This is a genomic window from Pirellulimonas nuda (assembly GCF_007750855.1).
Lineage (GTDB): Bacteria > Planctomycetota > Planctomycetia > Pirellulales > Lacipirellulaceae > Pirellulimonas > Pirellulimonas nuda.
Genome location: NZ_CP036291.1, coordinates 5,367,717 through 5,381,122 on the forward strand (window position 1 = coordinate 5,367,717; position 13,406 = coordinate 5,381,122).

9 protein-coding genes are annotated in these 13,406 nt (G+C 68.3%); 4 read left to right on the plus strand and 5 right to left on the minus strand.

Going from position 1 to position 13,406, the window contains the following annotated elements:
* Positions 1-78 precede the first annotated feature (78 nt).
* Positions 79-2,019, plus strand: a complete 1,941-nt coding sequence (locus Pla175_RS20940; protein ID WP_145290109.1) for an acyl-CoA dehydrogenase family protein — start codon at positions 79-81, stop codon at positions 2,017-2,019.
* On the opposite strand, the gene Pla175_RS20945 is transcribed toward Pla175_RS20940, so the two are convergent.
* On the minus strand, positions 2,007-2,561 hold the full coding sequence (locus Pla175_RS20945; protein ID WP_197527029.1) for a cupin domain-containing protein: 555 nt from the start codon (positions 2,559-2,561) through the stop codon (positions 2,007-2,009). The two genes, Pla175_RS20940 and Pla175_RS20945, sit on opposite strands and share 13 nt — an antisense overlap.
* Positions 2,562-2,684: 123 nt before the next feature.
* Here Pla175_RS20945 and Pla175_RS26240 point away from each other — a divergent pair, with 123 nt between their 5' ends.
* Positions 2,685-4,265: a hypothetical protein gene (locus Pla175_RS26240; RefSeq protein ID WP_197527030.1), complete on the plus strand. Its 1,581-nt coding sequence runs from the start codon at positions 2,685-2,687 to the stop codon at positions 4,263-4,265.
* Positions 4,262-5,062 (plus strand): TrmH family RNA methyltransferase, encoded by an 801-nt coding sequence (locus Pla175_RS20950; protein WP_197527031.1) that lies wholly within the window; start codon positions 4,262-4,264, stop codon positions 5,060-5,062. The genes Pla175_RS26240 and Pla175_RS20950 overlap by 4 nt, the downstream gene beginning before the upstream one ends.
* Positions 5,063-5,101: 39 nt before the next feature.
* Here Pla175_RS20950 and folD read toward each other — a convergent pair whose 3' ends face one another.
* Positions 5,102-5,977 carry a bifunctional methylenetetrahydrofolate dehydrogenase/methenyltetrahydrofolate cyclohydrolase FolD gene (folD, locus tag Pla175_RS20955; RefSeq protein WP_145290122.1) on the minus strand — a complete coding sequence of 292 codons (876 nt, stop codon included), beginning with the start codon at positions 5,975-5,977 and terminating at the stop codon, positions 5,102-5,104.
* A 273-nt stretch (positions 5,978-6,250) separates the two neighbouring features.
* Here folD and Pla175_RS20960 point away from each other — a divergent pair, with 273 nt between their 5' ends.
* On the plus strand, positions 6,251-8,014 hold the full coding sequence (locus Pla175_RS20960; protein WP_145290126.1) for an NADPH-dependent assimilatory sulfite reductase hemoprotein subunit: 1,764 nt from the start codon (positions 6,251-6,253) through the stop codon (positions 8,012-8,014).
* A gap of 20 nt (positions 8,015-8,034) precedes the next feature.
* On the opposite strand, the gene Pla175_RS20965 is transcribed toward Pla175_RS20960, so the two are convergent.
* From Pla175_RS20965 to mfd, 3 genes are read right to left on the minus strand one after another with little or no spacing between them, the layout of a single operon-like run.
* Positions 8,035-8,748, minus strand: coding sequence for a phytanoyl-CoA dioxygenase family protein (locus tag Pla175_RS20965; RefSeq protein WP_145290129.1), 714 nt, complete (start codon positions 8,746-8,748; stop codon positions 8,035-8,037).
* Between the two features lie 55 nt (positions 8,749-8,803).
* A complete protein-coding gene (locus Pla175_RS20970) occupies positions 8,804-9,916 on the minus strand; it encodes a peptidylprolyl isomerase (protein ID WP_145290133.1) in 1,113 nt (370 codons plus the stop codon).
* 48 nt (positions 9,917-9,964) lie between these two features.
* Positions 9,965-13,249, minus strand: coding sequence for a transcription-repair coupling factor (gene mfd / locus Pla175_RS20975; RefSeq protein WP_145290136.1), 3,285 nt, complete (start codon positions 13,247-13,249; stop codon positions 9,965-9,967).
* Between the last annotated feature and the right edge of the window lie 157 nt (positions 13,250-13,406).

Here is a 13,406-nt window from a genome sequence, read left to right on the forward strand (position 1 = left end):
CATCAGTTATACCGCCCCCAGCCAGGGGCCATCAGCCTACAATAGAGATGGACAAACTCGGACCCCGCGAGGCCCCCCATGACCACAGAAATCCGCGACTCTGGCACGGACCACCCCGCCGACGGCCAAGGGGCCGAGGCCGCTTCGTTCGCCGAAACCGCCTTGAAGCTGGGGGGAAAGAGCGACGACGAGGCCCGCCGCACCGGCGCCATCGACAAGGCCGACGACCAGGTAGAGGCCCTCTTCTCGGCCCAGTACCAGACGGTCAACAGCCCCGCCCACCGGGCCGTCTGGGACCGCAAGACGCCCATCGACGCGTTCGACATCCCCGCGTCGCCCGTCGATCCCGCGTTGCACGCCAAGATGGAGGAGGCCCTGGCCGTGGTGCGGCGCCACAAGCAGGCCGGCACGCTGCACAACCACGAGGGGCGTATCGATCAGGCCGTGCTCGACGACCTCGGCCCCACCGGCTACTGGGGCCTGCTGGTGGACCCAAAGTACGGCGGCCTGGGCGCGCCGTTCGCCCACTTTGCCCCCTTCCTGGCGCGGATGGCCACGCTCGACGGCACCATCGCCGGCCTGGCGTCGATCCACGGCTGCATCGGCGCGGTCGACCCGGTGCAGGCCTTCGGGACCGCCGAGCAGAAACAGCGGTTCCTCCCCGGCCTGGCCGACGGCTCGCGCCTGAGCGCCTTCGCCCTCACCGAGCCGGGCGCCGGCAGCGACCTGACCGCCCTGAAGACGACGGCCGTGCTTGATGGCGACGACTATGTGGTGACCGGCGAGAAGCTGTTCATCTCCAACATCACCCCCGGCCGCACCATCGGCCTGGTGTGCCTGGTCGATGACCGCCCGGCGGTGCTGATCGTCGAGCTCCCGGAGGAAGAGAACGAGCAGTTCCAGCTCCGCAAGTACGACATCTACGCGCTCAGCCACCTCTACAACCGCGGCATCATCTTCAACGGGCTGCGTGTGCCCAAAGGGAACCTGCTCACCCCCCCCAAGGGAGACGGGCTCACGATCGCGTACCACGGCCTGAACCTGGGCCGGGTGTCTCTGTGCGCCAACGCATCGGGAACCATGCGGCTGATGATGGCCGGCATGATCCCTTGGGCCCACTACCGCGTGACCTACAGCGAGCCGATCGCGCGGCGCGAGCTGGTGCGCAAGCGTCTGGGCGAGCTGGCCGGGCTGATCGTGGGCTGCGACGCGTTGGTGGCTTGGTGCGCGGGGCTGTTGGACCGCGGCTACCGCGGCGAGATGGAGTGCATCGTCGCCAAGGTGTTCGGCTCCGAGGCGCTCAAGCACGCCGCCGTCGAGCTGATGATGAAGACGCACGGCGGCCGGTCGTTCCTGGCCGGGCACGCGTTCGGCGACAACGTGCACGATTACCTCGCCCCCTGCATCTATGAGGGAGAGGGAGAGATGCTCAGCATGGCGCTGTTCAAATCGCTGGTGAAGCACCACGGCAAGACCTACTTCGAGCCGGTGGGCAAGGCGCTTGCCGCGGCCGGCATCAAGCGGGCCAACCCGCTCAACCCGCTGCACGCCATCAAGCTGGCGCCGGTGGCGATGCCCTACCTCAAGTGGCTGGTCGGCCGGCGGCTGATGTGGTCCGCGGCGCCCGAGCTCCCCTCGATGCCCGGCGCCCTCCGCGGCCACGCCGAGTACGCGGCCGGCGGGCTGCAGGGCATGGCGCTGAAGATCGACAGCGCCATGCAGAAGTTCCAGCTCTCGCTGGCCGACCGCCAGTGCCGGATGGCGAGCCTCAGCCAAGACTGCCAGGACCTGATCACGATCCTCGCCACGGCCCTCTACGCGTCGCGTCAACACGACGAGGTGATCCGCGGCGCGGCGGACGTGCTCTGCCAGCGGTTGCGGCAACGCATCGATGGCGCAAAGCCGAGCAACCAGTACTTCCGCGAAGTCACCACGCTGGGCGCCGCGATCGCCGACGGAGCGTTCCCCGGCCTCGAAGAGATACCGACGGACGAGATACTGATGCGCTACGACCGGTGAGCCCTGGGCGCCAGCCGGCGGATCTCTTCGGAAGCGGTGGGGTTGCGCTCGGCGAGCCGATCGACTTCTTCGGGCGTAGCGACGTGAAAGTCGCGGAAGTCGAAGCCGGGCGCCACGGTGCAACCCAGCAGCGCCAGCGCGCCGCCAGCGGCCAGCCGGCACGCCTGCCACGCGCCCCCGGGGACCAGCACCTGGGGCCGCTGCCCCGCGGCGAGATCGACGCCAAGCGTCTGCGTATCGACGCCCCCGCCCGGCGGCAGTTGCGTCATCACGACTGGGTCTCCCAGGTAGAAATGGAACAGCTCGTCGCTGGGAAGCACGTGCCAAGCAGAATGTTCTTCCGGGGTCAGCAGGAAGTAGATCGCCGTGCCGGCGTTGCGGTCTCCCTCATAGGAGGCGGGCAACCCGGCTCCGGCGATCGTGCACGCCGATCGGTAGGTCTCTCGGTAGAAGCCCCCCTCCTGCGGCAGCGGCTTCAGCCCGAGCAGCGTCTTGATGGCCTGGGCGTCTTGCGGGTTTCGCGACATCATGACCTCGTCCATCTGCTTGTGAGTTACGCTAAACGTCACTATTGTAGCCAATAGCAGACACATTCATTTTTCGGACGGAACCAGCTCATGCATCGGCGGTCCCGCGCACTCGGTGCGCTCGTTCTCTGGACCTGCATGGCCGGCGTTTCGCTCGGGCAGGTCTTCCCCGTCGACTCCAGCAACCGCGCGCTGGGGAACAAGACGGCCCTCTACATGGTGATCCGCGACACAAGCGACCCCGCTCTGGGCGCGACGCAGATCAATCAGATCAAGAGCTTCGAGTCGACGATGCGCGAGTTCTACGCTCGCAACTCCGGCGGGAAGCTGGACATCGCGTACAAGCGCGACGCCAGCGGCGACGTGGTCGTCCTCGACATCCCCGTCACGCTCAACGCGGACCGCACGCGCCCGTCGAACTACCGCACGACGGCCGAGTCCGTGGCGGCCTCGCTGGGGTACGGCAGCCCCAGCAGCTACTACGCCCAGCTCTTCGACGTCAGCGGCACCCAGGCCAGCGAGGGCCAGGGCTGGGCCGGCGTGTACTGCTGCACCAACGACATCCAGATCCAGACCAAGGTCACCAACGGGTTCTACGACAACGTGCTGATCCACGAACTGGGGCACCGCGCCGGCTCGGGGCACGCCAGCGCCGTGCGCTCGATCAACAGCGCCGACTACTCCAGCTACGTCTGGAACGCCGACGCCCAGTCCTACGAGACCTACAACACCGCGACCCACGGCGTGCAGCCCACCACGTTCGGCGCCTACAGCGATGAGTACGGCAACCCCTTCGACGTGATGGGCAACGTCTCGACGGGCGACTTCCGCGCCGAGATCAAGAAGGACCTGGGCTGGCTCACCACCGCCCAGGTCCCCAACCTGCGAAACCTGGGCCAGGGGACCTACCGCCTGTACGCCCACAACGAGCTGGAGTCGGTGGTTGGCCCCGGCGGGCAGTACGGCGTCGTCGAGGGGTACGACCCCAACACGCTGTACGGGCTGACCTACACCCGCAGCGCCGAGCGGTTCATCACCAGCAGTTCCAGCTTCCAGAACTACACCCAGCAGGTCGACCTCGAGTACCGGGTGAACAGCAACGGCACGGGACGCGACGGCGTGCAGTTTTACATCGACGGCGAGATCGTCGACCTCGACCTCGAGGGGGGCACGAGCCGAAACAACACCGAGCGCGAGCTGGAGGTGGGCGGCTCGGTCACCGACTTCTCGTTCGGCACGTCGGTCTTCTGGGTCGCGGACACCGGGGTCGACTTCCTCAGCTTCAGCCCCCCCGCCCCCAAAGACCCGCTCAACTTCAACAACCAGTGGTGGGAGTTCTCGGCCCTCTCGACCGGCAGCGACGCCATCGGCCACTACATCGATCTAGCCGTGAGTCTCTTCGACCCGCTGGCGACGACGCTGCTGGCAGACCTGAACCAGAACGGCTCGCTCGACCAGGGCGACGTGTCGATGTTCGTCGGTTTCTGGAGGTTCGACACCGCGTCTATGCTCGAATCGGACCGCCCCCAGTACGGCGACTTCGACGCCAGCGGTCTTGTTGATCTATCCGATTGGTTTTTCTTGCGGCAATCGTTCCTCGGGGCGGGGCTCGCCGCGCCGTCGATGGCCGCGATCCCCGAGCCCGCGTCTTGCACGCTGGCCGCGGGGCTGATCGCGTTTGGGTTCGCCGCCCGCCGCCGAGCAAAGATATCTGCGTGAACGGCCTCTCGATTTCCAGCCGCAACAACCCACGCATCAAGCACGCGGCCGCGTTGCGCGAGCGCCGCGAGCGACGCAAACGCGGCGAGGCGCTGGTAGACGGCGCCCGCGAGATCGTGCGCGCCCTCGAGGCGGGCGTCCGACCGGTCGAGGCGTTCGTCTGCCGCGGGCTCGCGCGGACCGAGGCGGCCCGTCAAGCAGCGGCGCTGCTCGGGTCGGGGCCGGCGCCCCTGCATGAAGTGACGCCGGAGGTCTTCGAGCGGCTGGCGTTCGGCAACCGTGGCGACGGCGTGGTGCTGGTGGTTGCGGCGCCCGCCCGACTGCTGACCGAGTTGACGCTCCCCGCGGCCCCGGTGATCGCCCTGCTGGTGGGCCTGGAGAAGCCGGGCAACGTCGGCGCCATCCTCCGCTCCGCCGACGGCGCCGGCGTCGACGCCGTCATTGTCGTCGGGGGCGCCGACCTAATGAACCCCAACGCGATCCGGGCCAGCGTCGGCGCGGTGTTTAAGCCCAACGTCTGCGATGCGACCGAGCCCGAAGCAGACCGCTGGCTTACGTCGCTGGGGCTGCCGATCTACTCGACGCGTCCCGAGGCGTCGCTCCCGTACCACGAGGTAGACTTCCGCCGCGGCGCCGCGTTGTTGTTTGGCAGCGAAGACGCCGGCCTGGGGGACGCGTGGCGTGGCGTGGGCGTCACCCCCATCCGCCTGCCGATGCAGGGGGTGGCGGACAGCCTGAACGTCGCTGCCTCGGCGGCCGTGTTGTTCTACGAGGCGCTGCGGCAGCGGACGCTCTAGCCCCTGCTAGCACAGGCAGTCAAGCGTGACGCGATCGCGCTATCGAGTGGTTCGATCGCCCGCGAGCCCGCGTGCAGCCGCCAGCGTGTTGTACAGCAGCATCGTGATGGTCATGGGCCCGACGCCCCCGGGGACGGGGGTGATGTAGCCGGCTACCTCGGAGACCGCCGCGAAGTCGACGTCTCCCACCAGCCCGGCGTCGGTGCGGTTGGTGCCGACATCGATTACCGCGGCGCCAGGCTTCACCATGTCGGCGGTAATGAACCCCGGCTGCCCGATCGCGGCGACCAAGATGTCCCCCTGCCGGGTGATGCCCGCCAAGTCGCGCGATCGGCTGTGGCACAGCGTCACCGTGGCGTCGGCGCCCTCGCCCCGCAGCCCCAGCATGATCGCCAGCGGCTTGCCGACGATGTTGCTCCGGCCCACCACCACTACGTGGCTCCCGGCGATCGTCACGCCGCTACGCAGCAGGAGTTGCTGGACGCCCGCGGGCGTGCAGGGCAAGAACCGCGGCCGCCCCTGCACCAGCAGCCCAACGTTCTCGGCGTGGAACGCGTCAACATCTTTTGCCGGGGAGATGGCGTGCAGCACGCTGTCGGCGTCGATCTGCCCGGGCAGCGGCAGTTGCACCAGGATGCCGTGGACCTGCGGGTCGGCGTTGAGCTCGTGGACCAGCCCCAGAAGTTCGGCCTGCGTCGTCTCGGCGGGCAGCCGGATCAGCCGGCTGGTGATGCCCACTTCTTTGCAGCTCCGCCCCTTGTTGCGGACATATACCGCACTGGCGGGGTCGTCTCCCACCAGCACCGCCGCCAGGCAGGGGGCGTAGCCGGCCTCCGAGGCGAACCCCGCCACTTTGGCGGCGAGTTCGCCCCGCATTTCGGCCGCGATGCGTTTTCCGTCGATGATGGTCGCCATTGTGCCCCCTCCTAGTGGCCGACGGGCTCCGCCCCGTCGGCGCAGCTCGATTGACGCTGCTTTTCCGCTGCGCCGACGGGGCGGAGCCCGTCGGCCGCTGGATCTGGTAGGCTCCGTTGTTTGTGGGGGTGATTGTACCGCGGCGGGCCATCTTCGTCTGGCCGGGTGGCGGCGTGGCCGGTATGATCCTTTCTGCCACCCAAATCCCGCGACCGGCCCAATCTCCCCAGGCCGATCCCCCGCGGATTCCCTGATTTTCGATACGGAATACGTATGAGTGACGAGCCCGCCAAGCTCAGCGCCGTTGAGGGCGTCAAGCTAGAAAGCCATTACCTCCGCGGCACGATCGCCGCGGAGCTCGCCAACGACGCGCCCAACTTCGACAAGGACACCACCAATGTCCTGAAGCACCACGGCACGTACGAGCAGGACGACCGCGACCGCCGAGCCGAGGCCCGCGCCGCGAAGGTCCCCGGCGGGAAGTTCTTCAGCATGATGATCCGCTCGGCGATCCCCGGGGGCCGGCTCACCAGCGCTCAGCTATTGGCGCAGCTCGACCTGTGCGACCAAGTCGGCAACGGCACCCTCCGCATCACCACCCGCCAGGGCCTGCAACTGCACGGCGTGCTGAAGGAGAACCTGAAGCAGGTGATCCGCGGCATTAACGAGAGCCAGCTCACCACGCTGGCCGCCTGCGGCGACGTGAAACGCAACGTCATGTGCTCGCCGGCCCCGTACAAGACCGACCCCGTCTACGACCAGATGCAGCGGCTTGCCGACGAGCTCACCGCGGCCCTGAACCCGAAGACAACCGCCTACTACGAGATCTGGCTGACCGACTCCGAGACCGGCGAGAAGGCGCTGGCCGGCAGCGGCGGGCCGGGGGCCAATGGTTCGGGCGGCTACGACGTCGAGCCGATCTACGGGCAGACCTACCTGCCCCGCAAGTTCAAGATCGGCGTCTCACTGCCGGGCGACAACTCTTGCGACGTGTACGCCCAAGACCTCGGCTTCCTGGCGATCTGCGAGGGCGGCCAGATTGTCGGCTACAACGTGCTGGTCGGCGGCAGCTTCGGGGTCACCCCCAGCGCGGACAAAACTTTCGCGGCTATCGGCCAGGAGATGTGCTACGTGCCGGCCTCCCAGGCCGTCGACATCGCGATCGCCGTCGTCAAGGTGCAACGCGACTTCGGCAACCGCAGCGACCGCAAGGTCGCGCGGATGAAGTACTTGATCCACAACTGGGGTCTCGACCGCTTTACCTCGAAGGTTGAAGAGTACTTCGGCGCCCCGCTCGAGGCGCCACGCGACGCCCCCGTGACCGGCTACAACGACTGCATGGGCTGGCACGAACAAGGGGACGGCCGCTGGTTTTACGGCCTGAACGTCGAGAACGGCCGCATTAAGGACGAGGGCGACTTCCGCCTCAAGTCTGCACTGCGCGAGGTGTGCCAGACGCTGGCGCCCCCGTTGCGGCTCACCCCGCACCAGAGCGCCATCTTCTGCGACATCCAGCCGCAAGACCGCGACAAGCTAGAGTCCATCTTACGCTCGCACGGCGTCCCCCTCTCCGACCAGTTCAGCACGGTGCGCCGCTGGTCGATGGCCTGCCCCGCACTCCCGCTGTGCGGCTTGGCGGTCACCGAGAGCGAGCGCGTCATGCCCGGCATCATGGACCAGCTCGAGCCCAAGATCGCGGCGCTGGGGCTGCAGGACGAGGTGTTCACCACCCGCATGACCGGCTGCCCCAACGGCTGCGCCCGCCCCTACAACGCCGACATCGGGCTGGTGGGGAAGACAAAGGGCAAGTTCACCATCTTCCTGGGAGGCCACACGCTCGGCCACCGGCTCAACTGGATCTACAAAGACCTGGTCCCAGAAGACCAAGTAGTCGACGAGCTGACCGCGGTGCTCCGGGTGTTCGCCTCCGAACGCTCCCCCGGCGAGACGCTGGGCGACTTCTGCCACCGCGTCGGCAAGGACGAGCTGATTGCGATGTGTGAGGCAGAGCCAGTCGGACCCAACGTGCAAGCCTAGCCCGTCGATTGAATGCTGGACTAGCTAGCAGACCATTGCGGCCAGCGCAGCGGCCCCGGCAGGCCGCTGCCGGCGTACTCCAGGTGGACCACCCGCCGGCGTGACGGCGCCGACGCCTTGGAGCTGCGGTGCAGCGTGAGCGGACGCATCAGCAGCACGTCGCCCGCCCGGGCCGGACACGTGTCCGCGCTGCGCTCGGCGAGCAGCGCCTCGATCTCGTCCCGCCCCAGCTTCCCCCGCCGGTGCGAACCCGGGGCGACTTCAAGCGCGCCGCTAGCAGTGCCGCAGTCGTCTAGGTGAAGCCGGACCGACAGCATGTCCTCGAGCACCACGCGGGGCAGGCCGGTGTGCGGCACGCCGTCTTTGACGCTCCAAGGCCCGAAGCCGGGGGTTTCGATCCGGCTGGCGACCGGGAAGACCAAGTCTTGATGCCAAGCGACCAGCCAGTTCGCGTCGGCGGTCTTGTCGAACAATATCCCGCGTACCGGGCGGGCGTGCTCCCCCAAGACAGCACGGGCCCACTGGGCGACGGGCCCCGACGACGCTAGCTGCCAGACCGCCGGGATCGCCAGCAGCCCGCGCTTCGCCGAGCCCTCTTGTCCAACGTGCGCGACCGCGTCGCGGAGGGTCTGGACCGTCGCTGCGGAGACCACCGAGCGAACGAGGCCGTAGCCACGGCGGTCGATCGATGCTCGAACCGCGGCGGACGTCGAAGAAAAGGTGTCTGGCGTCACCGCCCGATTTTGACGCGACCAGTCCCCACGCTCAAGCGTGAATCAGCAACCGGCACTAGCGGCGCTGCGCCGCATCGCGGGCCGCGGCGTACTCGGGGCCGGGGAGGTCTCCGTCCCAAGCGGTCCAGATGCGGGCCTTGTTCCGCAGCGCGGCGAGGTGGTCGTCGTAGGCGGCCTGCTGCCGCTCGTTGAGGATCGACGTGCGGATCTCGTCCTGCACCTCGGTGAACGGAGTCTTGCCCGCTTCTTGGCGCTCCAGCACACGGACGATGTGAAACCCGTAGGGGCTCTCGACGATGGGGCTCATCTGGCCGACCGGCAGGGTGAACAAGGCCTCGTCCAGCCGCGACGCGGCCAGCGAACCCTTGTTGATCCAGTCGTGGACGCCCCCCTCGCTGGCTTCAAGCCCGTGCGAACGCTGGCGGGCCAATTCGCCGAACACCGGCTCGTCCGGCGAAGGCGAGGCGGAGGCCATCGCTTGGAAGGCCAGGTTGCCGATCTCGGCCAACTCGCGGTACGCGGCGGACTTGTCATTGAAGCGGTCGAACCGCACCATCAGCTCTTCCCACCGCGCGCGGTTCGCGACGGCGAAGTCGTCGCCGTGGTTCTCGTAATAGTCCAGCAGTTGTTCGTGTGTGACGGTGCGGTCGATCTTCACGCTCTCGGTCACCCACTGCCGGGCGATCATCGTGGTGAAGAAGTCGCTGCGCCGTTCGCGCATCGAGGTCTGCAGCTCCAGGAGCCGTGGCTCCAGATCGCGCGGGTCGGTGACGCCGACCCCCTTCATGAGCTTGGGGACCTCTTGCTCATCGAACATCGGCCCCAGCTTCTCGTAGATCGCCTTGATGTCTGCCTGCGGCACGGTGGCCCGGAAGTCGCCGTACGCGATGCGGGTGTCGACCATCATCATCACGTGCTGGCGGACGAGGTCTTGGGTGATCTCGTCGAGCTTGTCGGGCGGGATGCGCCCCTTGTTCTTTTCTAGGATCAGATTCACCTGCCACAGCACCTCGCAGGCCACGATCACCTGGCCGTTTACCCGCGCCATCACTTGGCACTCCGGCATCGGCTGGGGGCTGGAGGCCGGCTGCGCATCGGGTTGGGCGCATGCCGCTACCGCGACTGCCATGAGGGCGGCAAACATCAGCCTGGCGAGCTTTTGCGGCACGGAGACCCGGCTTGGTGGGAGAATCTTGGGACACGGAGCGGCGGGAGTCTACGGGGCCGCGCCAGCGGGCCGCAAGAGCGCTTTAGCGGTCTCGAGCAACGCGGCCGGCGCGTGGCCCCCGCCCGAGCCGCTGCCCGCACCCAGAGGCAGGTAGGCGCTCGACGCGTCGGCCACACGCAGGCGCCCCCCCGAGGCCTCGACCAGCTTCCTGACCTTCTGGCTCGACGAATACCCGCACACCAGGTAGTTGTCCTCGCGCCGCACCAGCGTCACCCCCCAGCCGTGCGCCCAAACCCGCAGGCGTGCTAGCTCCAGCAACCGCGTCACCGGGTCGGGGATGGGGCCGAAGCGGTCGAGCAGCTCCGCCCCGAAGTCGTCTACCTCCGCCTCGCTGGTGATCCTCGCCAGACGGCGGTAGAGGTCGATCCGGCTCCGCATGTCGCCGGCGTACTCGGCGGTCAAGAAGGCCTCGACAGGGAGGTCGATGGTGACGTCCACCATCTCGCGGGGCGCCATCTTCTTGAGCCGACGGACCGCCTTCTCCAAGAGCTGGCAGTACATCTCGTAGCCCACCATCGCGATGTGGCCCGACTGCTCGGTCCCCAGCAGGTTGCCGGCGCCGCGGATCTCCAGGTCGCGCATCGCCAGGGCGAAGCCGGCGCCCAACTGGTTGAACTCCTCGATCGCCCGCAGCCGGCGGGCCGCCTCGGGGGTGAGCCGGCGGTCCTCGTCCACCAGCAGGTAGCAGTAGGCACGCCGCTGGGCGCGGCCCACGCGTCCCCGCAGTTGGTGCAGGTCCGCCAGCCCGTAGCGGTCGGCGTCGTCGATGAACATCGTGTTGGCGTTGGGGATGTCGAGCCCACTCTCGATGATCGTGGTCGCTAGCAGCACGTCGTACTCGTGCCGCACGAAGCGGGTCATCACTTCTTCCAGCTCGTGCTCGTTCATCTGCCCGTGCCCGACGCAGACGCGGGCTTCCGGAACGATTTCTTCGATCCGGGCCGCCACCTTGAGGATGTCGTGCACGCGGTTGTGAACAAAGTAAGCCTGCCCGCCGCGGTTGAGCTCCCGCAACAACGCGTGGCGGATCATCTCGTCACTGAACCTCGAGACGCGCGTCTCGACCGCCAAACGATCGGCCGGCGGCGTTTCTAGGTTGGAGATGCTGCGTACGCCCAACAGCGCCATGTGCAGCGTCCGCGGGATCGGGGTCGCCGTCATGGTGAGCACGTCCACGGCCGAGCGTAGCGCCTTGAGCCGCTCCTTCACCGCCACGCCGAAGCGTTGTTCCTCGTCGATGATCAGCAGCCCCAGATTGTTGAACTCAACATCCGCCGAGGCGAGCCGGTGCGTGCCGATCAGGATGTCGAGTGAGCCCTCCTTGGCCCGCTTGATCAGCTTGGTCTGCTCCCCCTTGGTGCAAAATCGCGAGAGCGAGGCGATCTCGAACGGGAACTCCGCCATCCGCTCGCGGAACGTGCGGCCGTGCTGCTCAACCAGCACCGTGGTGGGCGCCAGCACGGCGACTTGGTAGCCGGCGTCCACCGCCTTGAACGCGGCCCGCATCGCCACCTCGGTCTTGCCGAAGCCGACGTCGCCGCACAGCAGCCGGTCCATGCTGCGCGGGGCCTGCATGTCGTCCTTGATCGCCTCCAGGGCGGTTAGCTGGTCGGGGGTCTCTTGGTAGGGGAACGCCGCGTCGAACTCCTGCTGCCAGTGCGTGTCGCTGGGGAAGCTGACGCCGGGCCGCGCGTCGCGCCGGGCTTGCAGTTCCAGCATGTCCGCGGCGAGGTCGGTGGTGGCCCGCTCGGCCGCTTCTTTCTGCCGGACCCACGCCTTGCCGCCGATCCGCGCCAGCGGCGGCTTGAGCTTCTTGCCGCCGACGTATTTCTGCACCAGCTCGATCTTCGACGCCGGCACGTAGATCCGCGTGCCGCCGAAGTACTCTAGCTCTAGGTGCTCCTCGGCGGCCCCCTCTTTCTCCAGCAGCTTGATGCCGCGGTAGCGGCCGATGCCGTGCGTGATGTGGACGATCAGGTCCCCCTCACGCAGCTCCAGGAACGAGTCGATCGCCCGCGCCGCGACCTGCCGGATCGAGCCCCGCACCACGTCGTGCCGATTGAACAGCTCGGAGCTGCTCAGCACCACCGCGTTGCGGCCGACGTAGCGGAACCCCTCGCCGAGCTGCCCCACCACCAGCCGCAGCCGGTCTTCGGTTGCTAGCGGGCTGTCGGCAAACAGCTCCGCCAGGCGTTCGGTGTCTGCCTCGGTAGGGCAGACGATGAATACCTCGTTCTTGTCCGCGACCGATTCCAGCTCGTTACGCACCTTGTGCACGTCGCCGCTGAACCGCTCCACCGACTCGAAGCCCAGGTGCTGCGTCTCCTCCAGCGACCCGGCCGGCACCCCCGCGGCAGTAACGCTGGGGAACTTATAGACCTCAGCCAGGGTCGTTCGCACGCTGTGGCAGTCACGCGGGCGGGTCGAACGTTCGAGGTAGAACCGCCCTTCTTCGGCGATGTCGGCCGGCTCGATCAGCAAGAACCAAGTATCGGGGGCGAGGAACGCCGTGAAGTGCGAGCGGTCCGAGGCGCCCGGCTTGAGCATGGTGAGCGGCGCGTGGTCGAGCGCGCCCAGGCTCCGCTGCGTGGCGACCTCGAAGGGGCGGATCGATTCGACCTCGTCGCCGAACAGCTCGATCCGCAACGGGTGCTCGGCGTCGGGGGCGAAGACGTCGAGGATGCCGCCCCGTACCGCGAACTCGCCCGGCAGCTCCACCGCAGAGGTTTGCGCGCCCCCCTGCGCCAGCAGCCACTCCCGCCAAGCGTCTGCGTCGAAGGACTCGCCAACCCGCACGCTGCGGGTGGCGCCCGCCAGAGCGTCTCTTGCCGGGGTGGGCTGCATCAACGCCTGGATGCTGGTGACGACCAGCTTCGGCCGATCGAGCCGCTGGGCGCCCGAAAGCGCCGCTAGGCTGCGCAGCCTCAGCCCAAAAGTCTCGTCGTGGGCGACGCGTTGGTCGGGCTCTGTCTCCCAGGCAGGGAAACGCGCGACGCGTCCCGGCGCGAACAGCGGGAGCGCTCCGGCCAGCGGGTCGACGTCTGCCTGCCGCGGGCACACCACCACCAGGGCGCCGGGCGCCCGGCCGGCTAGCGCCGCCGCGACCAGTGCGCGCGAAGCCCCCCAGACGCCCCCCAGCGTGCCGCTCTGCCCCGCTGCCAGGCAATCCGCAACACGCGCCAGGCCGGAGTCCTGCGCAAGATAGTCGGCCAGCCCGCGGAGCCGACCGGGGTCGGCCGCCTCCGCGCCGGCTACGGGAGCCGTTTGCTTCACGCCGAAAGTCTATCGGATCGCGCCCCTGCCCTCCTAGGGAACAAGCGGCCCCTACGCGCCCCCTCGCCCACGCCCCCCAGAGCCTCGGCGGGCGTCCGCGTGCCCGCCCAGGGACGCCGGCCCGCTCCACCGGGGGCCGTGCATCCTGCGGCGACCC

Excerpts from the sequence above, each read along its gene's own strand:
- Pla175_RS20940 (WP_145290109.1), top strand. The coding sequence starts at position 79 with ATGACCACAGAAATCCGCGACTCTGGCACGGACCACCCCGCCGACGGC.
- Pla175_RS20945 (WP_197527029.1), bottom strand. The coding sequence starts at position 2,561 with ATGGACGAGGTCATGATGTCGCGAAACCCGCAAGACGCCCAGGCCATC.
- Pla175_RS26240 (WP_197527030.1), top strand. The coding sequence starts at position 2,685 with ATGGCCGGCGTTTCGCTCGGGCAGGTCTTCCCCGTCGACTCCAGCAAC.
- Pla175_RS20960 (WP_145290126.1), top strand. The coding sequence starts at position 6,251 with ATGAGTGACGAGCCCGCCAAGCTCAGCGCCGTTGAGGGCGTCAAGCTA.
- folD (WP_145290122.1), bottom strand. The coding sequence starts at position 5,977 with ATGGCGACCATCATCGACGGAAAACGCATCGCGGCCGAAATGCGGGGC.